Raw genomic sequence first — 25,047 nt, 5'->3', positions numbered from 1 at the left:
CAGCGGGTCGGGGTGCCATGGCGGGTTCCGGTTGGCGAATTGGCGTAGAGGGGCGGGTTTCAAGGGGGCGATTCCCTGCCTATCCTGAAGAGGACCCCCCGGGTCGCCCCGGCGACCGCACGATGAGGAGGACTCCGTGCCGCTCTCAGAGCACGAGCAGCGCATGCTCGAGCAGATGGAGCGAGCGCTGTACGCCGAAGATCCCAAGTTCGCGTCAGCGCTCGAGGGAAGCGGGCTGCGTACGTACACCCGGCGGCGGGTCTACCAGGCGGTCGCGGGCTTTCTGGTGGGTATCGCGCTCCTCATGGCCGGAATGGTCGCACAGCAGATCTGGGTCAGCGTGGTGGGATTCCTCGTCATGCTGGGCTGCGCCGTGCTCGCCGTCACCGGTTGGCGCAAGGCCCCCAAGCCGGGTGAACAGCCCACGGGCACCGCAGGCTCCGCCGGTGGGCGTCGTCAGGCCCGACAGCGCCGCTCCATGATGGACCGAATCGAACAGCGCTGGCAGCGTCGTCGTGACGAGCAGGGCGGCCACTGAGTCCGCCGGATCGCCGATCCGACAGCCACAGCTGAACTGAACACGGGCGAAGGGTGACCACCTCAGAGGGCGGTCACCCTTCGCGCATGCCCGAAACACACGCCCGAAGCGCGTGCCCGACATTCGAACAGCCGGCGCCACTCCAGGGCGACGGCTGCTCCCGCCGGGCCGGGCCGCGGCGGAGCCGGACGGCCGGGCACCGCCCGTACGACACCTTCCTCACCTCCACCCTCGCCTGCCCCCGCACGTACGTATGCCCCCACCGGGCGAACCCGGCGGGGGCATACGTACGTGCGGGGCGCCGGCTGGCCGGCCGCCGCTAGCCTGGCCGGCCCGGCGAGGGGCGTCGCCGGGGCAGCCGTAGCGTCTGGGCGCGGGCCAGCAGCTCGTCCAGGGCCTGCCCCCAGCGGGCCGAGAGAGCCCAAACCACCCGAACGGTCGAACGCGGCAGCAGCAGCGCCCGCAGCTTCGTCCGGCGGTCGGCGTGGGCCCGGAGACCGACTCCGACCCGGTGCGCGTCCCGGGCCAGACCGGCCGGTACCTGCGGACGCGGAGCGAAGAGGACCTGCTCCACCGCCGCCGCCACCCGGTGCACGGCGTCCGCGGCCGACGGTTCGAGCTCCCCGAGCCGCACGATCCGCGCGGCGGCCTTGCGGGGCGTCTGCGACTCGTCCGGCGCGATCCCGAAGTCCCAGGCCGTGTCGGTCACCTCCTGCCAGGCGGCCAGCGCGTGCGCCGCCGCGGCCTCCGTACGGCCGAACCCGTCGGCTCTGCCCGGATGCGCGGGAGAGCCCGGCGGTCCGCCCGCCTCCTCGGTCACCTCCCGCGCGCCGACGGGCGCACGGGCCCCCTTCGGCACCGCACCGTCATGGGCGCCCAGCCGCAGGGAGCGGACCCGGAGCCGCCACAGCATGGGCAGCAGCGGGATCGCCAGCAGCAGGAGTGCTCCCGGAAGGATCAACAGGGCCCAGGGGGAGAAGAACAGCAGCGCCCAGAACGAACGCTCCTCGTCGTCCGGGCCCGCCACGGCCACCGCGGACTCGCTCGCGCAGGCCTCCAGCTTCACCTCCTGCGGGGTGCAGCTCTCGCTCGCCGACGGCGCGGTGGAGGGGGCCGTGGACGCCGACTGAGAGGGCCGGGGCACATCGGGCACACCACCCGGGCCGGTGTCCTCCGCCACCGTGTACGAGGGAGTCGAGCCCCGGTTGGGGGTGGGCTCGAAGCGGGTCCAGCCCACACCCTCGAAGTACAGCTCCGGCCAGGCGTGCGCGTCGCGCAGGCCCACCGACATCGTGCCGTTCGTCTGCGGGGTGCCGGGCGTGAAGCCCACGGCCACCCGGGCCGGTATGCCCAGGGTGCGGGCCATCGACGCCATCGCGAACGAGAAGTGGACGCAGAAGCCCTCCTTGTCCTGGAGGAACCGGGCTATCGCCCGCGCGCCCGTCCCGGAACGCACCTCGGTGTCGTACGTGAACTCGCCGCTGAACGCGAACCAGTCCTGCAGCTTCACCGCCCGCTCGTAGTCGTTCGTCGCGCCCTCGGTGACCTTCAGCGCGGTCTGCGCCACCACCGACGGCAGCGAGGCCGGCACCTTGGTGAACTCCCGCCGCAGGGCCGGCGGCGGCTCCGGCGCCGAGGCCAGCTGCTCCGCCGTGGGCCGCACGATCAGGCTCTCGACCTTGTACTGGGCGCCCTTGGTGTCCTGGCCGTGGTCACCGACCAGGGTGCGCCCCACGGGCTCGTACCGCCAGTCGCCGTCGATGTCGACACGGGAGACCGGGTACGGCATCGGCAGCCAGTTCTGCTCGTAGTCCTCCGCCGCGACGATCCGGGTCTCGATCGAGGTCCGCTTCACGTCGGCGGCGAGCCCGATGGGCGCGCCGAACTCCCCCGGCACTTCGGTGATGGAGCGCTCGGTCGGCGTCCAGGCGGTGCCGTCGAACCTGTCCAGGGAGACGATCCGCAGATACATCTCCTGCACGTTGTCCGTGTTGGTGCGGTAGGACAGCACCTGGCGGTCCTCGTCCACGTTCAGGCTGCCGCTCAGCGCCACCACGGGGTTCACCGCGGAGATCGTGCCGCCGCCGGACCCCCCGCCGATGCCGGTGCCCGCGCCGCTCAGCAGTCCTCCGTCGAGGGAGGGCAGCCCGAGCGGCACCACCAGGGCGATGCCCAGCGCGACCGCGCCGATGCGCCGCCCGGTGCGGACCGGGGCCACCGGGCCGCCCGCGGACTCCGCGCGCGAGCCCTGCGGCGAGCCGCCGAAGACCCGGCCCCACTGCGAGAGCCGGTCGCGGCTCTCGGTCAGGAGCAGCAGCAGATAGCCGGCGGAGGCCATCAGGAACCACAGCCACGCGGCGCCGTCGGACAGGCCCGCCGCGACCGAGTACAGCGCGAGCAGCGGCAGGCCGGCCGGGGCCGCGCTGCGGAACGTCACCGCGAGCGCGTCGACCATGAGACCTATCACCAACACGCCGCCGATGATCATCAGCTGGATGCCGTCGCTCAGCGGCGCCGGGATGGCGTACCGCCCGATGTCGTCGGCGCCCGACCGCAACAGCTCCGCGAAGTGCTGGAACGCCTTCGGGCCGGGGACGATCCCGGCCACCGCCTGCTCCCGGGCGAAGATCAGCGTCAGCATCATCAGCGCGGCCAGCGCCTGGGCGGCCACGGTCAGCGGCCGCGCCAGCGGGACCCGGCGGGTGAGCGCTCCCACGACGGTCAGCACACCCAGCATCAGGGCGGCCTGGAAGATCCAGGTCGCCGGGTCGACCAGCGGCAGCATCGCGCACGCCGCCATGACCGTCGCGGCCCAGGCGCACAGCGCCAGTCTCGCCCGCCCGCTCATGACCGTCCCTCCGTGCCGCTTGTGGACAGCACACCGAGACGCTGTCGGTCCGCCTGCCGCCACAGGTCCGCCGGCGAGGCGCCGCGCGGGACGGTCAGCGCCGTCCAGCCCGCCTCGTGCAGCAGCCGCAGCGACTCCTCGCTCGCGCTCCCGGCACCGGGCACCTCGCCCGTCTCGGTCGTCCACGTCTCGCTGTCCAGCAGGAACGCGACCGCCCCGCCGCCGCGCCGCCGCATCTTGCCGATCATCGTCGCCTGCTCCTCGTCGAGGTCGCCGAGGAAGGCGATCAGCAGCCCCTCGTTGCCGCCGCGCAGCGCGTCGTAGGCGGGTGAGAGGCCCGAGCCGTCGGAGTGGTCGATCACCGCGAGGGTGTCCATCAGCAGCCCCGCCGCGTCGGCGGTTTCCTGGCCGGCGCCCGCGAACCCGTCCGCGCCCTCGCCGGGCACCGAACTGCCGGTGTCCGTCAGCAGCCGTACGGAGAAGCCCCGTTCGAGCATGTGGACCAGTGTGGAGGCGGCGCCCGAGACGGCCCACTCGAAGGCCGAGTCCGGGCCCGCGCCGAGGAACGCCTCGGCCCGGGTGTCCAGCAGCACCGTGCAGCGGGCGCGCTGCGGCTGCTCCTCGCGGCGCACCATCAGCTCGCCGTAGCGCGCGGTCGAACGCCAGTGCACCCGGCGCAGGTCGTCGCCGTGCCGGTAGCCGCGGGGGATCACGTCGTCCTCGCCGGCCAGCGCCAGCGAGCGCTGCCGGCCGTCGCCGTACCCCTTCGCCTCCCCACCGAGGCGCACCGGTGGCAGCGCCTCCACCCGCGGGATGACGGTCAGCGTGTCGTACGTGGAGAAGGAGCGGGTCAGCTCGCACATGCCGAACGGGTCGGTCAGGCGCAACTGGAGGGGGCCGAGCGGATACCGGCCGCGCAGATCGGAACGGACGCGGTAGGACACCTCCCGGCGGCCGCCCGCCTCCACCCGGTCCAGCACGAACCGCGGACGCGGACCGAGCACGTAGGGCACCCGGTCCTGGAGCATCAGCAGCCCGGTGGGCAGCCGCGAGACGTTGTCCATCCGCAGGTGCACGCGGGCCTCGCTGCCCGCCGGCACCCGCGCGGGGGACAGGCGGCGGCTGCCCGCGACCCGGTAGCGGGTGCGGTACAGCACGGTCGTGCAGACCAGCGGCAGCACGGCCAGCAACAGGCCCACCCTCAGCAGGTCGCTCTGCCCGAGGACGTACGCGCAGATGGCCGCCGCCACGCCGGCGGCCAGGAAGGAGCGCCCGCGGGTGGTGAGGCCGGCGAGGGCCGTACGCAGCCCGCCCTTGTCCTGCTCCGGGGTGGGCGCCGGCCCGGGGGTGGTCATCCAAGCCTCCGCGGCGGCTGCTGCGGATACGCGGGCGTGCTGTGCACCGAGCCGAAGCCGCTCTGCGCCTGGGGCGCCTGCGGTACGGGCGTGCGCTGCAGGATCTCCTGCACGACCTGCTCCGGCGTACGGCGGTTGAGCTGGGCCTGGGCGGTGGGCAGCAGCCGGTGGGCGAGGATGGCCACGGCCAGCGACTGGATGTCGTCCGGCAGGGCGTACTCCCGGCCGTTCAGGGCGGCGGTCGCCCTCGCCGCACGCAGCAGATGCAGCGTGGCGCGCGGCGAGGCGCCGAGTCTGAGGTCCGGGTGGCTGCGGGTGGCGCCGACCAGGTCCACCGCGTACCGCCGGACCGTTTCGGCGACGTGCACGCCCCGGACGGCCTCGATCAGCTTCACGATCTCGTGCGCGTGCGCCACCGGCTGCATGTCCTCCAGCGGCGAGACCCCGCCGTGGACGTCGAGCATCTGCAGCTCGGCCTCCGGGCTGGGGTAGCCGACGGAGACGCGGGCCATGAAGCGGTCGCGCTGGGCCTCCGGCAGCGGGTAGGTGCCCTCCATCTCCACGGGGTTCTGCGTGGCCACCACCATGAAGGGGCTGGGCAGCTCGTAGGTCGTGCCGTCGATGGTGACCTGGCGTTCCTCCAGGGACTCCAGCAGCGCGGACTGCGTCTTCGGCGAGGCGCGGTTGATCTCGTCGCCGATCACGATCTGAGAGAAGATCGCGCCCGGCTTGAACTCGAACTCCTTGCGCTGCTGATCCCAGATGGACACGCCCGTGATGTCCGACGGCAGCAGGTCCGGCGTGAACTGGATACGCCGCACCGAGCAGTCGATGGACCGCGCCAGTGCCTTGGCCAGCATGGTCTTGCCGACGCCGGGCACATCCTCGATCAGAAGATGTCCCTCGGCGAGCAGCACTGTCAGCGAAAGCCGTACGACCTCAGGCTTGCCCTCGATCACTCCTTCGACCGAACTGCGGACTCGCTCCACAGTGCTGGTCAGATCAGTGAGGCTCGCTCGATCGTCATAGGTCGTCACCCGGCCCTCCTCGGCCCGTTCTTTCTCTGGGCCGTCGCTCTGCGATGCGGACCGGCCCACCCCGAAACACGGACACCACGCGCGAACTGCTCAGCGTGACGTCACATCCGCATTCTTGCTGCCGTTACCAATCCGTGTCACTCGCCTGTGGACAACGGTCCGCGATATGTCGGATCTGTGGCCTTTTGTCCTTCGAGATGCCAGCAGATTGACAGGAAACCGGGGCTGCGCGGGACCGCTCCGCGGCGGTAGGAGAGGGGTCCCGCACGGTCCGGTCCGACGGCGCTCAGGCCGGGTCGATCTCCCGCAGCAGGCCCGTCTTCACGTCGAAGACGAAGCCGCGCACGTCGTCGGAGTGGAGCAGGAACGGGTTGGTGCGCACCCGCTGCATGGACTGCCGTACGTCCTGGTCCACGTCCCGGAAGGACTCCACCGCCCAGGCCGGGCGCTGGCCGACCTCCGTCTCCAGCTCGGTGCGGAAGTCCTCGGTGAGGGCCTCCAGACCGCAGCCGGTGTGGTGGATGAGGACCACGCTGCGGGTGCCGAGCTTGCGCTGGCTGATGGTGAGGGAGCGGATCACGTCGTCGGTGACCACGCCGCCCGCGTTGCGGATGGTGTGACAGTCGCCCAGCTCCAGGCCGAGCGCGTCGTGGAGGTCGAGGCGGGCGTCCATGCAGGCCACCACCGCGACGCGCAGGACGGGACGGGCGTCCATGCCGGGGTCGGTGAACGCGGCCGCGTACCGCTGGTTCGCCTCGACGAGACGGTCGGTGACGGTGCCGTCGGATATGGCGCCTTCGGGGCCGGTGGGAATTGCTGCGGAGGTCGTCATAACCATGACGGTACTGGTCACGCCCGCCGGGGGCGCTCTGTGAGGCAGGACAAAGAACGTCATCGGGGCTTGTTGTGAGGTAACCCACAGGAGTGGCCGGATCACCGCCGTACGGGTGATATCTCCGGCATTGCGGGTTCACCCGGAGGAGGCGCCGCGACGCGCAGGCCGGTTGATTGACCGCGACAGGCCGTGGACTAGAGTGACGCGGAGCGGGGGCGAGGCCCCTCGCTGGACTCGCATCCCCGACCTGCATCCCCAGGAGAACCGGCGACACCCCGGCGTCTCCCCGCGTGCGCGGCGCGTACGTGCGGCTCGCGCCGGACCTGAGAGGGCCCCTTGAGCAACAGCCGCCACGTCCCCGTCATGCTCCGGCGCTGTCTGGACATGCTGGCCCCGGCCCTCACGGAGCCCGGCGCGGTGGTGGTCGACTGCACGCTCGGCCTCGGCGGCCACAGCGAGGCGCTCCTCACCCGGTTCCCCGAGGCACGGCTCGTCGCCCTCGACCGCGACAAGGAGGCCCTGCGCCTCTCCGGCGAACGGCTCGCCCCCTTCGGCGAGCGCGCCACCCTCGTGCACGCGGTCTACGACGAACTCCCCGACGTGCTGGACCGCCTGGGCCTCCCGCGCGTCCAGGGCGTGCTGTTCGACCTCGGCGTCTCCTCCATGCAGCTCGACGAGGCCGACCGGGGCTTCGCGTACGCCCAGGACGCCCCCCTCGACATGCGGATGGACCAGACGACCGGCATCGGCGCGGCCGAGGTCCTGAACACCTACCCGGCGGGCGAACTCGTGCGGATCCTGCGGGCGTACGGCGAGGAGAAGCAGGCCAAGCGGATCGTCTCCGCGATCGTGCGCGAGCGTGACAAGGAGCCCTTCACCCACAGCGCCCGCCTCGTCGAACTGATCCGCGACTCTCTGCCGCAGGCCGCCAAGCGCACCGGCGGCAACCCCGCCAAGCGCACGTTCCAGGCACTGCGCATCGAGGTCAACGGCGAACTCACCGTCCTGGAGCGGGCGATCCCCGCCGCCGTGAAGGCCCTCGCGGTCGGCGGCCGGATCGCCGTGCTGTCCTACCACTCGCTGGAGGACCGCCTCGTCAAGCAGGTGTTCGCCGCCGGCGCCGCCGTCACCGCGCCCCCCGGACTGCCCGTGGTCCCCGAGCGCTACCAGCCGAGACTCAAGCTCCTCACCCGTGGTGCCGAACTTCCCACCGAGGAAGAGGTCGCCGAGAACCGGCGCGCCGCCCCCGCGCGTCTGCGGGGTGCGGAACGCGTGCGGGAGAACCTTGAATGAGGTGCGCGTGGGGCTGATGAGCCGCACGAGGCCCACGAGGCGGCCGTACACGGTGCGTGAAGGGTGACGGTGAGTGAGTCCGACAAGCGAACTCGCGGGGACGGTGAGTGAGTCCGGGAACCGAACTCACTGGGAGGACGCGTGAGCAGGAAACCCGAACTACGAGGCAGGGCCGCCCGTCTCGCGCGGCTCCTGCCCGTGCGGCCCAAAGGGGCCGCGCGCACCCCGTTCGTCCTCCTCGTCGTCCTGCTGCTGGGCGGCGGCCTCATCGGTCTCCTCGTACTGAACTCCGCGCTCAGTGAAGGGTCGTTCAAGCTCGACGACCTCCAGGAGGACGTCAAGAGCTACACCGACGAGGAACAGGCGCTCCAGCGCGACGTGGACGCCTACTCCGCGCCCGACGCCCTGCAGCGCCGCGCCCGCGAACTCGGCATGGTCCCCGGCGGGGACCCGGCCTTCCTGAACCCCGACGGCACGGTCGAAGGCGTCCCGAGCGCCGCCCGGCCGACCGTGGCCCGTATGCCGCTCGTCCTCGCGCCCGAGGTCCTGGACCCCGGCCCGCCCCCGAGCCCGAGCCGGCCCCCGAGCCGGCCCCCGAGTCCGGCCCTCACCGCGAGCCCCCCGTCCCAGCCCCCGCCCCCGGCCTCCGCGACGCCGTCGCAGCCGCCCGCGCGGACCCCGGCCGCCGGGGACGCCCCCGCCCCGCCCTCCACGCCCACCAGTCCGTCCGTACAGTCCACCCAGTTCCCGACGACCCCCGGCAGGTGACGGAAGTGGCCGATTCAGGCAGGCAGCCCCCCCGCCGCCGCGTCCCCGGACCCGCCCGGCCCGCGCGCCCGGGGGACCGGCAGCGCCGGCCGGGCCCCGGTGCCCGTCCCGCCGCGCAGCGCCGCCCGGCCCCGGCCCGGCCGCCGGCCGCGCGCACCATCCGGCTGGGCAGCCCACGCCCCCGGCTGCGCATGGTGAGCCTCGCGCTGACCCTGGTGATGTTCGCCTTCGTCGTACGGCTCCTGCAGGTGCAGGCCGTCGACGCGAGCGAGTACGCCTCGAAGGCCGACCGGAACCGGTACGTCGGCCGGGTGCTGGCCGCCGAGCGGGGCGGGATCACCGACCGCAACGGCGTCGACCTGGCGATCAGCACCGACGCCAACGACATCACGGCCGACCCGACGATGTTCACGCGCGAACAGCTGAAGATCGACGACGGGCCCGAGCAGGCGGCCGCTCTCCTCGCGCCGATCCTCGGCGCGGACCAGGAGGAGCTCACCGAGAAACTGAGCACCCGGAACACGCGCTACGTCGTCCTCGCCCGCCGCCAGACCCCCCAGGTCTGGAACCAGATCAGAGACCTGCGGTCCGCACTCGTGCAGCGGTCCGGCAAGGAGAAGGGCACGGTCAACGTCCTGGCCGGCGTCTTCCAGGAGCCCAGCAGCCAGCGCGTGTACCCCAACGGGGGCCTCGCCTCCGGGATACTGGGCTGGGTCAATGCCGAGGGCAAGGGCGGCGGCGGCATCGAGCAGCAGATGAACAGCCGCCTGTCGGGCAAGGACGGCAAGATCCGCTACGCCCAGTCCGGCGGCCGTCTCGTGCCCACCGCGGGCTCCGCCGAGACCCCGGCCGTGGCCGGCTCCGACGTGGAGCTGACCATCGACCGCGACATCCAGTGGGCCGCGCAGAACGCCATCACCGAGCAGGTGAAGAAGTCCAAGGCCGACCGCGGGTACGTGATCGTGCAGGACACCCGCACCGGCGAGGTCCTCGCCATGGCCAACTCGCCCGGCTTCGACCCCAACGACCTCACGAAGGCGAACCCGGACGCACTCGGCAACGCGGCCCTCCAGGACGCCTACGAGCCCGGCTCCACCGCCAAGGTCATGTCGATGGCCGCCGTGCTGGAGGAGAACGTCGCGACCCCGGGCACCCACGTCACCGTGCCCAACCGGCTGCACCGCGGCGACCGGCTGTTCAAGGACGACATCGACCACCCGACCTGGTACCTGACCCTCAACGGCGTCCTCGCCAAGTCCAGCAACATCGGCACCATCCTCGCCACCGGCGAACTCGGCAGGAACCAGCGCGAGTCCAACAGGATCCTCTACTCGTACCTGCGCAAGTTCGGCATCGGCAGCTACACCGGCCTCGGCTTCCCCGGCGAGACCAAGGGCATCCTGGCCGCGCCCGGCGACTGGTCGACCTCGCAGCAGTACACGATCCCTTTCGGCCAGGGCGTGTCGATGAACGCCATGCAGGCGGCCTCCGTCTACTCCACGATCGCCAACGGTGGCGTACGCGTCGAACCGACCCTCGTCCGGGGCATCAAGGGGCCGGACGGCCGCTTCACCCCCACTCCGAAACCCGACAGGAGCCGGGTCGTGAGCGAGAAGACGGCGAAGACCCTCGCCCGGATGCTGGAGTCCGTCGTGGACGACGAGGAGGGCACCGGCACCAAGGCACGCATCCCCGGCTACCGGGTCGCGGGCAAGACGGGTACGGCCAACCGTGTGGATCCGGCCACCGGCCGCTACCGCGGCTACACCTCGTCCTTCGCCGGGTTCGCGCCCGCCGACAAGCCGAGGATCACCGTCTACTGCGCCATCCAGAACGCCACCAAGGGCAACTACTTCGGCGGCCAGATCTGCGGACCCATCTACAAGGAGGTCATGGAGTTCGCCCTGAAGACCCTCCAGGTCCCGCCCACCGGGGCGAGGCCGGCGAACCTGCCGGTCGCCTTCACCCCCTGACCCGCCTCCCGCCCCCACCTGACCCGCCCGCCGATCAGCGCACCAGCCAGGAACCGCATCGTGACCATGATCACTCCCGGCCCGGGGGACCACCCACCGCGGCCCCGCTCGCACAAACCCTCGCTTCGCCCCGCCGGGGGTGCGCCCGGTACGCTCACCGCCGTGCCACACGCTGATCAGTCCCAAACCACCCAGAAGGACGTTCCCGTGACCTACCCGGGACCGCCCAGGCCGCTCCAGGTCTCCGCCACACCCCTCGCGGACCTCGCCGGCCAGGTGGGTGCCGAGCAGTCGGGGAGCGCCGCGGAGGTCACGGGCATCACCCATGACTCGCGCGCCGTCCGCCCCGGCGACCTGTACGCCGCCCTGCCCGGTGCCCGTCTGCACGGCGCCGACTTCGCGGACCAGGCGGCCGGCCTCGGCGCCGTCGCCGTGCTCACCGACCCGAGCGGCGCCGAGCGCGCCGCCGCGGCCGGACTCCCCGCGCTCGTGGTGGAGAACCCGCGCGCGCGGATGGGCGAGCTGGCGGCCACGATCTACGGCCACCCGGGCCGCGACCTGCTCCAGATCGGCATCACCGGCACCTCCGGCAAGACCACCACCGCCTACCTCGTCGAGGGGGGCCTGCGGACCGTGCGCTCCACGGGGCTCATCGGCACGGTCGAGATGCGCGTCGGCGACGAGCGCATCAAGTCCGAGCGGACCACCCCCGAGGCCACCGACCTGCAGGCCCTGTTCGCGGTCATGCGTGAACGCGGTGTCGACTCGGTCGTCATGGAGGTGTCCAGCCACGCGCTGGTCCTCGGCCGGGTCGACGGCTGCGTCTTCGACGTGGCCGTCTTCAACAACCTCAGCCCGGAACACATGGAGTTCCACTCCGGCATGGAGGACTACTTCCAGGCCAAGGCGCAGCTGTTCACCCCGGAACGCAGCAGGCTCGGTGTCGTGAACCTCGACGACGCGTACGGCCGTCGGCTTCTCGACGAGGCCACCGTCCCGGTCGTGACCTTCTCCGCCGAGGGGCACCCGGACGCCGACTGGCGCGCCGAGGACGTCCGGGTCGGCCCGATGGACTCGACGTTCACGGTGGTCGGGCCCAAGGGTGAGCGGATCACCGCCAGGTCGCCGCTGCCGGGCTCCTTCAACGTCGCCAACACCCTGGCGGCCGTCGCCGCGCTGGCCGTCGCCGGGATCGACCCGCAGACCGCCGCGGACGGCATCGCCGCCGTACCGGGCGTGCCGGGCCGGCTGGAGCGCGTGGACGCCGGGCAGCCCTACCTCGCGGTCGTCGACTACGCCCACAAGACGGACGCCGTCGAGTCGGTCCTCAAGGCGCTGCGCAAGGTCACCGAGGGCCGTCTGCACATCGTGCTCGGCTGCGGCGGCGACCGGGACACCACCAAGCGCGCGCCGATGGGCGCCGCCATGGCCCGCCTCTCCGACACGGCCGTACTGACCTCCGACAACCCCCGCTCCGAGGACCCCCTCGCGATCCTCGCGACGATGCTCGAAGGCGCGGCGTCCGTGCCGGTGCACGAGCGCGGCGAGGTCCTCCTCTTCGAGGACCGGGCCGCCGCGATCGCCGCGGCGGTGGCGCGCGCGCAGCCCGGCGACACCGTGCTGGTCGCGGGCAAGGGCCACGAGCAGGGCCAGGACATCGCCGGCGTGGTCCGTCCCTTCGACGACCGCCAGGTGCTTCGCGAAGCTATCCAGCAGACCCAGGGATGAACTTGTGATCGCCCTCTCCCTCGCCGAGATCGCAGAAGTCGTCGGCGGGCAGACGCACGACATACCGGATCCGTCGGCGCAGGTCACCGGACCGGTCGTCCGGGACTCCCGTGAGGTGGAGCCCGGCAGCCTCTTCGTCGCCTTCGCGGGCGAGCGTGTGGACGGACACGACTTCGCGGCCGCGGTCGTCGAGGCGGGTGCGGCGGCCGTGCTGGCGTCCCGCCCCGTCGGCGTGCCCGCGATCGTCGTGCCCGACGTCCAGGCGGCGCTCGGCGCCCTCGCCCGGCACGTCGTGCGCAAGCTCGGAACCACCCTCGTGGCCCTCACCGGCTCCGCGGGCAAGACCAGCACCAAGGACCTCGTCGCCCAGGTGCTCCGGCGCAAGGCGCCGACCGTGTTCACGCCCGGCTCCCTCAACAACGAGATCGGGCTGCCGCTCACCGCGCTCAGCGCCACCGAGGACACCCGCTTCCTGGTGCTGGAGATGGGCGCCCGGGGCATCGGTCACATCCGGTACCTCACGGAGCTGACGCCGCCGAGGATCGGCCTCGTGCTCAACGTCGGCACCGCCCACATCGGCGAGTTCGGCGGCCGCGAGCAGATCGCGCAGGCCAAGGGCGAACTGGTGGAGGCCCTGCCGTCCGCGGAGGAGGGCGGCGCCGCGATCCTCAACGCCGACGACCCCCTCGTACGGGCCATGGCGTCCCGTACGAAGGCCCGGGTGATCCTCTTCGGAGAGTCCGGCGAAGCGGACGTACGGGCCGAGAACGTGACGCTCACGGACGCCGGACAGCCCGCCTTCAGGCTTCACACACCCTCCGGTGCAAGTGATGTGACCATGCGCCTGTACGGTGAGCACCACGTGTCGAACGCGCTCGCCGCGGCCGCCGTCGCCCATGAGCTGGGCATGTCCGCAGACGAGATCGCCACCGCGCTCTCCGAGGCGGGCTCCCTCTCCCGCTGGCGCATGGAGGTCACCGAGCGCCCGGACGGCGTGACGGTCGTCAACGACGCCTACAACGCGAACCCCGAGTCCATGCGAGCCGCTCTGCGCGCGCTCGCGGCCATGGGCAAGGGGCGGCGGACCTGGGCGGTGCTCGGCAAGATGGCCGAGCTCGGGGACGAATCGCTCGCCGAGCACGACGCGGTCGGACGGCTCGCCGTCCGGCTCAATGTCGGCAAGCTCGTCGCGGTCGGGGGCAGGGAAGCGTCCTGGCTGCAACTGGGCGCATATAACGAGGGTTCGTGGGGTGAGGAGTCGGTGCACGTGTCCGACGCACAGGCGGCGATCGACCTGTTGCGCAGTCAGCTGCGCCCGGGGGACGTCGTGCTCGTGAAGGCGTCCCGGTCGGTCGGGCTCGAGAGCGTGGCGCAGGCGCTGCTCGACAGCGGCAACGAGGGTGAGGTTGCCGCGCGATGATGAATCAGATCCTGTTCGCAGGGGTCATCGGTCTCTTCCTGACCCTGGTCGGCACCCCGCTGCTGATCAAGCTGCTGGCCCGCAAGGGCTACGGTCAGTACATCCGCGACGACGGCCCGCGCGAGCACGCCAGCAAGCGCGGTACGCCGACGATGGGTGGTATCGCCTTCATCCTGGCGACGATCGTCGCGTACTTCCTCGCCAAGGTGATCTCGGGCCAGCCGCCCACCTTCTCGGGTCTGCTGGTGCTCGGCCTGATGGCCGGCATGGGCCTCGTCGGCTTCCTCGACGACTACATCAAGATCGTCAAGCGCCGTTCGCTCGGTCTGCGGGCCAAGGCGAAGATGGCCGGCCAGCTGATCGTCGGCATCGGCTTCGCCGTCCTCGCGCTGCAGTTCCCGGACGCCCGCGACCAGACGCCCGCCTCCACCAAGATCTCCTTCGTCCAGGACTTCGGCTGGACCATCGGCCCGGTGCTGTTCGTCATCTGGGCGCTGTTCATGATCCTCGCCATGTCGAACGGCGTGAACCTCACCGACGGCCTCGACGGCCTCGCCACCGGCGCCTCCGTCCTCGTCTTCGGCGCGTACACCTTCATCGGCGTCTGGCAGTTCCAGGAGTCCTGCGCCAACACGCAGACGCTGACCAACCCGTCCGCCTGTTACGAGGTACGCGATCCACTGGACCTCGCGATCGTGGCCTCCGCGCTGATGGGCGCCTGCCTGGGCTTCCTGTGGTGGAACACCTCGCCGGCCAAGATCTTCATGGGCGACACCGGCTCCCTGGCCCTCGGCGGCGCGCTCGCGGGTCTCGCGATCTGCTCCCGCACCGAGCTGCTGCTCGCGCTCCTCGGCGGTCTGTTCGTCCTCATCACCATGTCGGTCGTCATCCAGGTCGGCTCGTTCAAGCTGACCGGCAAGCGGGTCTTCCGGATGGCCCCGCTCCAGCACCACTTCGAACTCAAGGGCTGGTCCGAGGTTCTCGTCGTGGTCCGCTTCTGGATCATCCAGGGCATCTGTGTGATCGTCGGACTGGGCCTCTTCTACGCGGGATGGGCGGCCGACAAGTGACCGACTGGCAGGGCAAGCGCGTCACCGTCGCCGGGCTCGGCGTCTCGGGCATCCCGGCGGCCAAGGTCCTGCACGGCCTCGGCGCCGTCGTCACGGTCGTCAACGACGGCGACGACGAACGCGCCCGCGCGCAGGCCGCCGACCTGGAGGCGCTCGGCATCACCGTGCGCCTCGGCGACGGCGCCACCCTGCCCGAGGGCACCGAACTCGTCGTCACGGCCCCCGGCTGGAAGCCCGACAAGCCGCTGTTCGACGCGGCACGTGCGGCCGGCCTGGAGATCTGGGGCGACATCGAGCTGGCCTGGCGGCTGCGGGGACCCGATGCCGCCCCCTGGCTGGCCGTCACGGGCACCAACGGCAAGACCACGACCGTCCAGATGCTCGCCTCGATCCTGACGGCGGCGGGCCTGCGCACGGCCGCCGTCGGCAACATCGGCGTCTCGCTGCTGGACGTCGTCCTCGGTGACGAGCCCTACGACGTGCTGGCCGTGGAGCTGTCCAGCTACCAGCTGCACTGGGCGCCCTCCCTGCGCGCCCACTCCGCCGCCGTCCTGAACCTCGCCCCCGACCACCTCGACTGGCACGGCTCCATGGAGGCCTACGCCGCCGACAAGGGCCGTGTGTACGAGGGCAACCGGGTCGCCTGCGTCTACAACGTGGATGCCACCGACAAACCGTCCACCGAGGACCTGGTGCGCGAGGCGGACGTCGAAGAGGGCTGCCGGGCCGTCGGGTTCACCCTCGGCACCCCGGGCCCGTCCCAACTCGGCGTCGTGGACGGCATCCTGGTCGACCGCGCCTTCGTCGAGAACCGGCAGAAGAACGCCCAGGAGCTCGCCGAGGTCGCGGACGTGAACCCGCCGGCCCCCCACAACATCGCCAACGCCCTCGCCGCGGCCGCACTCGCGCGGGCCTACGGGGTGCCCGCCAAGGCCGTACGGGACGGGCTGCGGGCCTTCACCCCGGACGCCCACCGCATCGCCCACGTGGCCGACGTGGACGGCGTCGCCTACATCGACGACTCCAAGGCCACCAACACGCACGCGGCGCAGGCCTCGTTGGCGGCCTACGCGTCGATCGTGTGGATCGCGGGCGGCCTCGCCAAGGGCGCGACCTTCGACGAGCTCGTCGCCGGTGCCGCCGGGCGGCTGCGGGGCGCCGTACTGATCGGCGCGGACCGCGCGCTGATCCGGGAAGCGCTCGCGCGACACGCGCCCGAAGTGCCGGTCGTCGACCTCGACCGGACCGACACTGGGGCGATGCTCGCCGCGGTCCGCGAGGCGCGGACGCTGGCGCGGGCGGGCGACACCGTGCTCCTGGCGCCGGCCTGTGCGTCGATGGACATGTTCGTCAACTACAACAAGCGTGGGGACGCGTTCGCGCAGGCTGTGCGCGAACTCTCCTCCGCGGACGGCTGACCCGGCCCGGCCCTGCCTGGCGGCGCCGGGTGACCCTGGGAGGGACGCGTGAGACGGATCCGTTCGGTCGGCGGCGAGGGCGCCCCCGATGCCCGGTAGCCGTACGAGCCGTGCGCCCCTCCAGCGGGTCACCCGGCGGCCGCCCGTCTCCCGGCCGCCGCGCGAGAACCCCGTGCGGCGCTTCCTCACCCGGGCGCGCAAGGCCTGGGACCGCCCGCTGACGGCGTACTACCTGATCCTCGGCGGCAGCCTGCTGATCACCGTGCTGGGGCTGGTGATGGTCTACTCCGCCTCGCAGATCACGGCGCTGCAGAAGTCGCTGCCGGGCACCTTCTTCTTCCGCAAGCAGTTCCTCGCGGCCGCGATCGGCACCGCGCTGCTGCTCGCGGCCTCCCGGATGCCGGTCAAACTGCACCGGGCGCTGGCCTACCCGCTGCTGGCCGGCTGCGTCTTCCTCATGGCCCTGGTTCAGGTGCCCGGAATAGGGCAGTCGATCAACGGCAACCAGAACTGGATCGCCGTCGGCGGCTCGTTCCAGATCCAGCCCAGCGAGTTCGGCAAGCTGGCGCTCGTGCTCTGGGGGGCCGACCTGATGGCCCGCAAGGAGGACAAGCGGCTGCTGACACAGTGGAAGCACATGCTGGTGCCGCTCGTTCCGGTGGCGTTCATGCTCCTCGGGCTGATCATGCTCGGCGGCGACATGGGAACCGCGATCATTCTCACGGCGATCCTGTTCGGCCTGCTGTGGCTGGCCGGGGCGCCGACGCGGCTGTTCGTGGGCGTGCTGTCCGTGGCCGGGCTCATCGGGTTCGTCCTGATCAGGACCAGCGAGAACCGTATGGCCCGCCTGGCCTGCATCGGAGCCACCGAACCCCGTACGGACGGCGCCGACTGCTGGCAGGCCGTGCACGGCATCTATGCGCTCGCCTCGGGCGGGATCTTCGGCTCGGGACTGGGCGCCAGTGTGGAAAAATGGGGCCAACTCCCGGAAGCGCACACCGACTTCATCTTCGCCGTCACCGGCGAGGAACTGGGCCTCGCGGGGACGCTGTCGGTGCTCGCCCTCTTCGCGGCTCTAGGCTATGCGGGTATCCGCGTGGCCGGACGCACGGAGGACCCCTTCGTCAGGTATGCCGCGGGAGGCGTGACCACCTGGATCACCGCTCAGGCAGTGATCAACATCGGTGCGGTGCTCGGTCTGCTGCCGATCGCCGGAGTCCCGCTCCCGCTGTTCTCCTACGGGGGATCCGCCCTGCTGCCGACCATGTTCGCCATCGGGTTGCTGATCGCCTTCGCGCGCGACGAGCCCGCTGCGCGGGCGGCGCTGGCCATGCGGCAACCCCGCTTTGGTAGAAAGCGTGGCGGCGGCCCCTCGGGGCCAGGGAGATGGAACACGATGCGACGGCGTGTCTCGGCACGTTCGTCCGGAGAGCGGTGAATTTCGGTGCATGTCGTACTCGCCGGTGGCGGAACCGCCGGTCACATCGAGCCCGCGCTCGCCCTCGCGGACGCCCTGCGCAGGCAGGACCCGACCATGGGCATCACGGCCCTGGGCACGGAGCGCGGCCTCGAGACCCGCCTCGTCCCCGAGCGCGGCTACGAACTCGCGCTGATCCCCGCCGTGCCCCTGCCGCGCAAGCCCACCCCCGAGCTGATCACCGTGCCCGGCCGGCTGCGCGGCACGATCAAGGCGACCGAGCAGATCCTGGAGCGCACCAAGGCGGACGCCGTGGTCGGCTTCGGCGGCTACGTGGCCCTGCCCGGCTATCTCGCCGCCAAGCGCCTCGGCGTGCCGATCGTGGTCCACGAGGCCAACGCCCGCCCCGGCCTCGCCAACAAGATCGGCTCCCGGTACGCCGCCCAGGTCGCCGTCTCCACCCCGGACAGCAAGCTCCGTGACGCCCGCTACATCGGCATCCCGCTGCGCCGCGCCATCGCCACCCTCGACCGGGCCGCCGCCCGTCCCGAGGCCCGCGCGATGTTCGGCCTCGACCCGAACCTGCCGACCCTGCTGGTCTCCGGCGGCTCCCAGGGCGCCCGCCGCCTCAACGAGGTCGTCCAGCAGGTCGCGCCCTACCTCCAGCAGGCAGGGATCCAGATCCTGCACGCGGTCGGCCCGAAGAACGAACTGCCACAGGTGCACCAGATGCCGGGGATGCCCCCGTACATCCCGGTACCGTACGTGGACCGGATGGACCTCGCGTACGCCGCGGCCGACATGATGCTCTGCCGCGCGGGCGCGATGACCGTCGCCGAACTCTCCGCCGTCGGACTCCCGGCCGCCTACGTCCCGCTGCCCATCGGCAACGGCGAACAGCGGCTGAACGCCCAGCCGGTGGTCAAGGCCGGCGGCGGGCTGCTGGTCGACGACGCGGAGCTGACACCCCAGTGGGTGCAGCAGAACGTGCTGCCCGTCCTCGCCGACCCGCACCGGCTCTACGAGATGTCCCGCGCGGCCAGCGAGTTCGGCCGCAGGGACGCCGACGACCTGCTCGTCGGGATGGTGTACGAGGCGATCGCGTCGCGCCGTTAAGGGCGCGGCAGGAGGCAGGGGAGCGTGGCCGGACCGACCACCGCCGAACGTGGCGCAGACGAGGATCTGGACTCCGGCCCGCCGCCCCGGCGGAGGCTCCCCGGCCCCCGGGCGCTGATCGCCGCAGCGGTCGCGCTGGTGCTTCTCGGCGGCGCCTCGCTCTGGGTCCTGTACGGGTCCTCGTGGCTGCGGGCCGAGCGGGTGTCCGTGTCGGGCACCCGCGTGCTCACCGAGGCGGAGGTGCGCGAGGCCGCCGACGTCCCCCTCGGCGACCCGCTGATCTCCGTCGACCTCGACGGGATCGAGTCACGTCTGCTCGCGAGATTGCGCCGAATCGACTCGGTCGAGGTCACCCGTTCCTGGCCGCACGGAATCGGGCTGAAAGTGCGCGAACGTACTCCGGTCCTCATTGTCGAAGCGCCCGGAAATGCGGGCAAGTACGTCGAAGTGGATGCGAAAGGGGTGCGTTTTGCCACGGTTTCGCGTGCTCCGGAAGGGGTGCCCGTACTGGAAATGGCGGTATCCCGGTCCGGTTCGTCGGCCGCCGGTCCGCCGCGATTCGGGGAGGACCGGCTCGTACGGGAGGCCGTGCGGGTCGCCGGTGCCATTCCTGCCGTGATCGCGCACGACACCCGCGTCGTCAAGGTCCGTTCCTACGACGCCATCTCGCTGGTGTTGACCGGGGACCGGACGGTCGCGTGGGGAAGCGCCGAGAAGGGGCGCGCGAAGGGCCGCGCGCTCACCGCCCTGATCAAAGCCGCCCCGGACGCGGGGCACTTCGACGTGAGCGTTCCCACCGCGCCCGCGTCATCGGGGAGTTGACGCGCATCCGCGCAGGCCAGCACCCTGGTTGGGCATCGCTATGCCTGATCACATAGGGTGAAAAGAAAAACGGGAGGTTCGGCGTGTTCGTTGAACGTGCGCCACTTGTCGACTTAGTGTCCTGTTCGGAAGAGTCCAAGGAACAGTCACACTGGTAACCCTAAACTTCAGCGTTAGGGTTCGGGTCGGCGTTCGGACCGTCCCACTTCGGCATCAGTCGTCGCATCACGGGTACCCCGGGAAGCGGCGACACGTAACTCGAGGCGAGAGGCCTTCGACGTGGCAGCACCGCAGAACTACCTCGCAGTCATCAAAGTCATCGGTGTCGGCGGCGGTGGTGTCAATGCCATCAACCGGATGATCGAGGTCGGTCTCAAGGGCGTCGAGTTCATCGCCATCAACACCGACGCGCAAGCTCTGTTGATGAGCGACGCCGACGTCAAGCTCGACGTCGGCCGCGAACTCACCCGCGGACTCGGCGCCGGCGCCAACCCGGCCGTCGGCCGCAAGGCGGCCGAGGACCACCGCGAGGAGATCGAGGAGGTCCTCAAGGGGGCCGACATGGTCTTCGTGACGGCCGGCGAGGGCGGCGGCACCGGCACCGGCGGCGCACCCGTCGTGGCCAACATCGCCCGCTCCCTGGGCGCCCTCACCATCGGCGTGGTCACCCGCCCCTTCACCTTCGAGGGCCGCCGCCGCGCCAACCAGGCCGAGGACGGCATCGCGGAGCTCCGCGAAGAGGTCGACACCCTCATCGTCATCCCGAACGACCGGCTGCTGTCCATCTCGGACCGCCAGGTCTCGGTGCTGGACGCGTTCAAGTCGGCCGACCAGGTCCTGCTCTCCGGTGTCCAGGGCATCACCGACCTCATCACCACCCCCGGTCTGATCAACCTCGACTTCGCCGACGTCAAGTCCGTGATGTCCGAGGCCGGTTCGGCCCTCATGGGCATCGGCTCGGCCCGCGGCGACGACCGCGCGGTGGCCGCCGCCGAGATGGCGATCTCCTCGCCGCTCCTGGAGGCGTCCATCGACGGCGCACGGGGCGTGCTCCTCTCCATCTCCGGTGGCTCCGACCTCGGCCTCTTCGAGATCAACGAGGCCGCGCAGCTGGTCAGCGAGGCCGCCCACCCCGAGGCCAACATCATCTTCGGCGCGGTCATCGACGACGCCCTCGGCGACGAGGTCCGGGTCACGGTCATCGCGGCCGGCTTCGACGGCGGCCAGCCCCCGGCCAAGCGGGACAACATCCTCGGCTCGGCCGCGGCCAAGCGCGAGGAGCCGGCCCCGGTCCGGCCCGCGGAGAACCGGCCGTCCTTCGGCTCGCTCGGCAGCGTCAAGCCGAAGGAGGAGCCGGCGCCCGCTCCGGAGCCGGTGAACGACGTGGCTGTCGCCCCGCCCGTCCCGCCGTCCCGGTCCTACTCGGACAGTGCGGCGGAGGAGCTGGACGTGCCGGACTTCCTCAAGTGATAGGACGGCGCGGAGCCGTGAGCGGCGCGCACTTCGCCTTCACCGACAGGTGGGGCGGGGTGAGCGCCGCTCCGTATGACCAGCTCAATCTCGGCGGGGCGGTCGGGGACGACGCGGGCGCCGTGACGACGAACCGGGAGCTGGCGGCCAAGTCGCTGGGCCTGGAGCCGGACCGGGTCGTCTGGATGAACCAGGTGCACGGCGCGGACGTGGCCGTCGTCGACGGGCCGTGGGGCATCGGCGACCTGCCCTCCGTCGACGCGGTCGTCACCACCCGGCGCGGTCTCGCGCTCGCCGTCCTCACCGCCGACTGCGTACCCGTCCTGCTGGCCGATCCCGTCGCCGGGGTCGTGGCCGCCGCCCACGCGGGCCGGCCCGGCATGGTCGCCGGGGTCGTCCCCGCCGCCGTACGGGCCATGACCGAACGCGGCGCCGATCCCGCCCGGATCGTCGCCCGCACCGGACCCGCCGTCTGCGGCCGGTGTTACGAAGTGCCCGAGGCGATGCGCGCCGAGGTGGCCTCCGTCGAGCCGGCCGCGTACGCCGACACCAGTTGGGGCACGCCCTCGGTCGACGTGTGCGCCGGAGTGCACGCACAGCTGGAGCGCCTCGGGGTGCACGACCGGGAGCAGTCGCCGGTGTGCACGCTGGAGTCGCGCGACCACTTCTCGTACCGTCGCGACGGCGCCACAGGGCGACTCGCGGGATATGTCTGGCTGGACTGATGGGCATGACGGACCGTAAGGCGCAACTCGCCGGAAACCTGGCGAAGGTGGAGAGTCGTATCGCGGCCGCGTGCGCGGCCGCGGGGCGTGGCCGGGACGAGGTCACGCTGGTCGTGGTGACCAAGACCTACCCGGCGGACGATGTGCGGATCCTGTCGGAACTCGGTGTGCGTCACGTCGCCGAGAACAAGGACCAGGACGCGGCTCCCAAGGCTGCTGAATGTTCGGATCTGCCCCTTGTGTGGCATTTCGTGGGGCAGCTGCAGACCAACAAAGTCCGCTCTGTGGTGCGTTATGCGGATCTCGTGCAGTCGGTCGATCGTTCCCGGCTCGTCACGGCTCTGTCGAAGGAGGCCGTCCGGGCCGGACGCGAGGTGGGCTGTCTCATCCAGGTCGCGCTCGACGCCGACGCGAGCGGCCGGGGGGAGCGAGGAGGTGTCGGGCCGGACGGGATCGAAGAGTTGGCCGACCTCCTCGCGGGGGCGCCGGGGCTGCGGGTCGATGGTCTGATGACCGTCGCGCCGCTCACCGGGGAGTACGCCGGACGGCAACGGGCCGCTTTTGAGCGGTTGATGGATTTGTCGACCGACCTGCGCCGAGCCCATCCGGCTGCGAACATGGTCTCCGCCGGGATGAGTGCGGACCTCGAGGAGGCCGTGGCGGCCGGAGCGACACATGTGCGCGTCGGCACCGCGGTACTCGGAGTCCGTCCCGGGCTCGGGTAACGTCGCCAAGAAGTCGGACCACAGCAGAAAATATGGTCATTCCGCCGAGAGGCGGGCGCAACGACCTCGTGGATCGCGGGCACTTGGAAGTCGTCGGTGGATCCACCACAGAGCGGAGGACTCAGAGCATGGCCGGCGCGATGCGCAAGATGGCGGTCTACCTCGGCCTCGTGGAGGACGATGGGTACGACGGCAGGGGATTCGACCCCGATGACGACTTCGAGCCCGAGCTCGACCCGGAGCCCGAGCGGGATCACCGCCGGCACGAGCCGGTGCATCAGGCACACCAGTCACACCAGTCCCAAAGGGATGAATCGGTGCGAGTGGTGCAGCCGCCCGTCCAGCGCGAGCCGGTGGCGCACGCCACTTCGCTTCCCGCGGAATCGGCGCGACCCGCCCGGATCGCGCCCGTGGCGTCCATCACACAAGAACGTTCGAGTCTGGAGAAGAACGCACCGGTGATCATGCCCAAGGTCGTGTCCGAGCGAGAGCCTTACCGGATCACCACGTTGCACCCCCGGACCTACAACGAGGCCCGTACCATCGGGGAACACTTCCGTGAGGGCACCCCGGTGATCATGAATCTGACTGAGATGGATGACACAGACGCGAAGCGACTTGTCGACTTTGCGGCCGGTTTGGTGTTTGGTCTTCACGGCAGCATCGAGCGGGTGACGCAGAAGGTGTTCCTGTTGTCGCCTGCTAACGTCGATGTCACGGCGGAGGACAAGGCCCGCATCGCAGAGGGCGGGTTCTTCAACCAGAGCTGAGACGCACGACCGGAACAAGGCATGGAACAGGGGAGAGGGAAGCACGGATCATGAGCGTGGTTTGGCAAGTGCTCTGGGTCGCTCTGATGTGTTTCCTCATCGTGCTGATCTTCCGGTTGGTCATGGACTACGTGTTCCAGTTCGCCCGCTCGTGGCAACCCGGCAAGGCGATGGTGGTCGTTCTGGAGGCCACCTACACTGTCACTGATCCACCGCTCAAGCTTCTGCGGCGGTTCATCCCGCCGCTGCGTCTCGGGGGCGTGGCGCTCGACCTGTCCTTCTTCGTACTGATGATCATCGTCTACATCCTGATCAACATCGTGGGTGGACTCGCGAGGTGACTGTGGACGATCCGGTCTTGCCGACTGCCGATGACTACGTTGAGGTGAAGAGATGCCGTTGACCCCCGAGGACGTGCGGAACAAGCAGTTCACGACCGTCCGCCTCCGAGAAGGCTATGACGAGGACGAGGTCGATGCCTTCCTCGATGAGGTCGAAGCCGAACTGACGCGCCTGCTGCGCGAGAACGAGGACCTGCGCGCCAAACTGGCCGCGGCCACGCGTGCTGCTGCCCAGAACCAGCAGAACATGCGCAAGCCCCCGGAGCCTCAGGACCAGCAGCAGGGCGGCATGCAGCAGGGTGGCATGCAGCAGGGCGGTATGCAGCAAGGTGGCATGCAGCAGGGCGGTATGCAACAAGGCGGTATGCAGCAGCAGGGTATGCGCGGTCCCGGTGGACCCGTACCCGCTGGCATATCGGGCCCGCCGCAGCAGATGGGGGGCCCCATGGGTGGCCCGCCCCAGCTGCCGAGCGGTGCTCCGCAGCTGCCCGCCGGCCCCGGTGGCCAGGGTGGGCAGCAGGGTCCCGGCCAGATGGGTCAGGGACCGATGGGCCAGGGCCCGATGGGTCAGGGCCAGATGCAGCCGCAGATGGGCCAGGGCCAGATGGGTCAGGGTCCCATGGGCGGCCAGCCTCCCATGCAGCAGATGGGCGGCCCGATGGGCGGTCCCATGGGTGGCCCGATGGGCGGCCCCGGTCAGGGTCCCGGCGGCGACAGCGCCGCGCGCGTGCTCTCGCTGGCCCAGCAGACCGCCGACCAGGCGATCGCCGAGGCCCGTTCCGAGGCCAACAAGATCGTCGGCGAGGCCCGTAGCCGCGCCGAGGGTCTGGAGCGGGACGCTCGTGCCAAGGCCGACGCGCTGGAGCGGGACGCGCAGGAGAAGCACCGCGTCGCGATGGGCTCCCTGGAGTCCGCCCGCGCCACGCTGGAGCGCAAGGTCGAGGACCTGCGCGGCTTCGAGCGCGAGTACCGCACGCGTCTGAAGTCGTACCTGGAGTCGCAGCTGCGTCAGCTGGAGACCCAGGCGGACGACTCGCTGGCCCCGCCGCGCACCCCGGCGGCCGCGTCGCTGCCGCCGTCCCCGGCGCCCTCCATGGCTCCGGCAGGCGCGAGCGCCCCGTCGTACGGCGGAAACCCGGGCGGTATGGGCGGAGGCATGGGTGGAGGCATGGGCGGCGCTCCCGCTCCGGCCGCCCCCTCCTACGGCGGTCAGCAGCAGATGTCGCCCGCCATGACCCAGCCGATGGCTCCGGTCCGGCCGCAGGGTCCCTCTCCGATGGGACAGGCTCCCTCGCCGATGCGCGGGTTCCTCATCGACGAGGACGACAACTGACGACTACTGGTACGCCATAGGCGTCGGCAGCGTTCAGGGCGGGGC

Annotated in this window: 21 protein-coding genes; 17 read left to right on the top strand and 4 right to left on the bottom strand. The window is 71.3% G+C overall.

Annotated elements, in window-relative coordinates; translation table 11 throughout:
- The first annotated feature begins 136 nt into the window (after window positions 1-136).
- Window positions 137-538, top strand: a complete 402-nt coding sequence (locus ACFU5F_RS21535; protein ID WP_383889566.1) for a DUF3040 domain-containing protein — start codon at window positions 137-139, stop codon at window positions 536-538.
- A 319-nt stretch (window positions 539-857) separates the two neighbouring features.
- Here ACFU5F_RS21535 and ACFU5F_RS21530 read toward each other — a convergent pair whose 3' ends face one another.
- The 4 genes from ACFU5F_RS21530 to ACFU5F_RS21515 form a co-directional block, all read right to left on the bottom strand.
- Window positions 858-3,386, bottom strand: coding sequence for a DUF3488 and DUF4129 domain-containing transglutaminase family protein (locus ACFU5F_RS21530; protein ID WP_383889563.1), 2,529 nt, complete (start codon window positions 3,384-3,386; stop codon window positions 858-860).
- A complete protein-coding gene (locus ACFU5F_RS21525; protein WP_383889560.1) occupies window positions 3,383-4,741 on the bottom strand; it encodes a DUF58 domain-containing protein in 1,359 nt (452 codons plus the stop codon). The genes ACFU5F_RS21530 and ACFU5F_RS21525 overlap by 4 nt, the downstream gene beginning before the upstream one ends.
- Window positions 4,738-5,778 (bottom strand): AAA family ATPase, encoded by a 1,041-nt coding sequence (locus ACFU5F_RS21520; protein ID WP_383889557.1) that lies wholly within the window; start codon window positions 5,776-5,778, stop codon window positions 4,738-4,740. Before ACFU5F_RS21520 ends, ACFU5F_RS21525 begins: the two co-directional genes overlap by 4 nt.
- Before the next feature lie 286 nt (window positions 5,779-6,064).
- The gene (locus ACFU5F_RS21515) at window positions 6,065-6,610 is read right to left on the bottom strand and encodes a carbonic anhydrase (protein WP_037727961.1); all 546 of its coding nucleotides are present in this window, start codon (window positions 6,608-6,610) and stop codon (window positions 6,065-6,067) included.
- Window positions 6,611-6,949: 339 nt separating this feature from the next.
- On the opposite strand from ACFU5F_RS21515, the gene rsmH reads away from it, so the two are divergent.
- The 16 genes from rsmH to ACFU5F_RS21435 all read left to right on the top strand — a co-directional run bounded on the left by rsmH (window position 6,950) and on the right by ACFU5F_RS21435 (window position 25,002).
- Window positions 6,950-7,906, top strand: a complete 957-nt coding sequence (gene rsmH, locus ACFU5F_RS21510) for a 16S rRNA (cytosine(1402)-N(4))-methyltransferase RsmH (RefSeq protein WP_383889554.1) — start codon at window positions 6,950-6,952, stop codon at window positions 7,904-7,906.
- 141 nt (window positions 7,907-8,047) lie between these two features.
- Window positions 8,048-8,674, top strand: a complete 627-nt coding sequence (locus ACFU5F_RS21505) for a hypothetical protein (protein ID WP_383889551.1) — start codon at window positions 8,048-8,050, stop codon at window positions 8,672-8,674.
- A 191-nt stretch (window positions 8,675-8,865) separates the two neighbouring features.
- Window positions 8,866-10,647, top strand: a complete 1,782-nt coding sequence (locus ACFU5F_RS21500; RefSeq protein WP_383889666.1) for a peptidoglycan D,D-transpeptidase FtsI family protein — start codon at window positions 8,866-8,868, stop codon at window positions 10,645-10,647.
- A 60-nt stretch (window positions 10,648-10,707) separates the two neighbouring features.
- Window positions 10,708-12,375, top strand: coding sequence for a UDP-N-acetylmuramoyl-L-alanyl-D-glutamate--2,6-diaminopimelate ligase (locus ACFU5F_RS21495; protein ID WP_383889549.1), 1,668 nt, complete (start codon window positions 10,708-10,710; stop codon window positions 12,373-12,375).
- 4 nt (window positions 12,376-12,379) lie between these two features.
- Complete coding sequence (gene murF, locus ACFU5F_RS21490; RefSeq protein WP_383889546.1) at window positions 12,380-13,795, top strand: UDP-N-acetylmuramoyl-tripeptide--D-alanyl-D-alanine ligase; 1,416 nt, start codon at window positions 12,380-12,382, stop codon at window positions 13,793-13,795.
- Window positions 13,792-14,865 carry a phospho-N-acetylmuramoyl-pentapeptide-transferase gene (gene mraY / locus ACFU5F_RS21485; protein WP_381200234.1) on the top strand — a complete coding sequence of 358 codons (1,074 nt, stop codon included), beginning with the start codon at window positions 13,792-13,794 and terminating at the stop codon, window positions 14,863-14,865. Before murF ends, mraY begins: the two co-directional genes overlap by 4 nt.
- Complete coding sequence (gene murD / locus ACFU5F_RS21480) at window positions 14,847-16,283, top strand: UDP-N-acetylmuramoyl-L-alanine--D-glutamate ligase (RefSeq protein ID WP_383889543.1); 1,437 nt, start codon at window positions 14,847-14,849, stop codon at window positions 16,281-16,283. Before mraY ends, murD begins: the two co-directional genes overlap by 19 nt.
- A gap of 88 nt (window positions 16,284-16,371) precedes the next feature.
- The gene (gene ftsW, locus ACFU5F_RS21475) at window positions 16,372-17,721 is read left to right on the top strand and encodes a putative lipid II flippase FtsW (protein ID WP_383889541.1); all 1,350 of its coding nucleotides are present in this window, start codon (window positions 16,372-16,374) and stop codon (window positions 17,719-17,721) included.
- Between the two features lie 6 nt (window positions 17,722-17,727).
- Window positions 17,728-18,816 (top strand): undecaprenyldiphospho-muramoylpentapeptide beta-N-acetylglucosaminyltransferase, encoded by a 1,089-nt coding sequence (gene murG / locus ACFU5F_RS21470; protein ID WP_383889538.1) that lies wholly within the window; start codon window positions 17,728-17,730, stop codon window positions 18,814-18,816.
- A 24-nt stretch (window positions 18,817-18,840) separates the two neighbouring features.
- Window positions 18,841-19,638: a cell division protein FtsQ/DivIB gene (locus ACFU5F_RS21465; protein ID WP_383889535.1), complete on the top strand. Its 798-nt coding sequence runs from the start codon at window positions 18,841-18,843 to the stop codon at window positions 19,636-19,638.
- 279 nt (window positions 19,639-19,917) lie between these two features.
- A complete protein-coding gene (gene ftsZ / locus ACFU5F_RS21460; protein WP_383889532.1) occupies window positions 19,918-21,108 on the top strand; it encodes a cell division protein FtsZ in 1,191 nt (396 codons plus the stop codon).
- Window positions 21,105-21,833, top strand: a complete 729-nt coding sequence (gene pgeF, locus ACFU5F_RS21455; protein WP_383889529.1) for a peptidoglycan editing factor PgeF — start codon at window positions 21,105-21,107, stop codon at window positions 21,831-21,833. Before ftsZ ends, pgeF begins: the two co-directional genes overlap by 4 nt.
- Before the next feature lie 5 nt (window positions 21,834-21,838).
- The gene (locus tag ACFU5F_RS21450; protein ID WP_383889664.1) at window positions 21,839-22,558 is read left to right on the top strand and encodes a YggS family pyridoxal phosphate-dependent enzyme; all 720 of its coding nucleotides are present in this window, start codon (window positions 21,839-21,841) and stop codon (window positions 22,556-22,558) included.
- 128 nt (window positions 22,559-22,686) lie between these two features.
- Window positions 22,687-23,328 (top strand): cell division protein SepF, encoded by a 642-nt coding sequence (locus tag ACFU5F_RS21445; RefSeq protein WP_383889526.1) that lies wholly within the window; start codon window positions 22,687-22,689, stop codon window positions 23,326-23,328.
- A 50-nt stretch (window positions 23,329-23,378) separates the two neighbouring features.
- The gene (locus ACFU5F_RS21440; protein WP_059080677.1) at window positions 23,379-23,669 is read left to right on the top strand and encodes a YggT family protein; all 291 of its coding nucleotides are present in this window, start codon (window positions 23,379-23,381) and stop codon (window positions 23,667-23,669) included.
- 52 nt (window positions 23,670-23,721) lie between these two features.
- Window positions 23,722-25,002: a DivIVA domain-containing protein gene (locus ACFU5F_RS21435; RefSeq protein ID WP_383889523.1), complete on the top strand. Its 1,281-nt coding sequence runs from the start codon at window positions 23,722-23,724 to the stop codon at window positions 25,000-25,002.
- The last annotated feature ends 45 nt before the right edge of the window (window positions 25,003-25,047 follow it).

Source organism: Streptomyces sp. NPDC057438 (genome assembly GCF_042802995.1).
Taxonomy (GTDB): Bacteria; Actinomycetota; Actinomycetes; order Streptomycetales; family Streptomycetaceae; genus Streptomyces.
The sequence above is the reverse complement of the archived record's forward strand: the minus strand, read 5'-3'. Positions and strand labels throughout refer to the sequence as shown.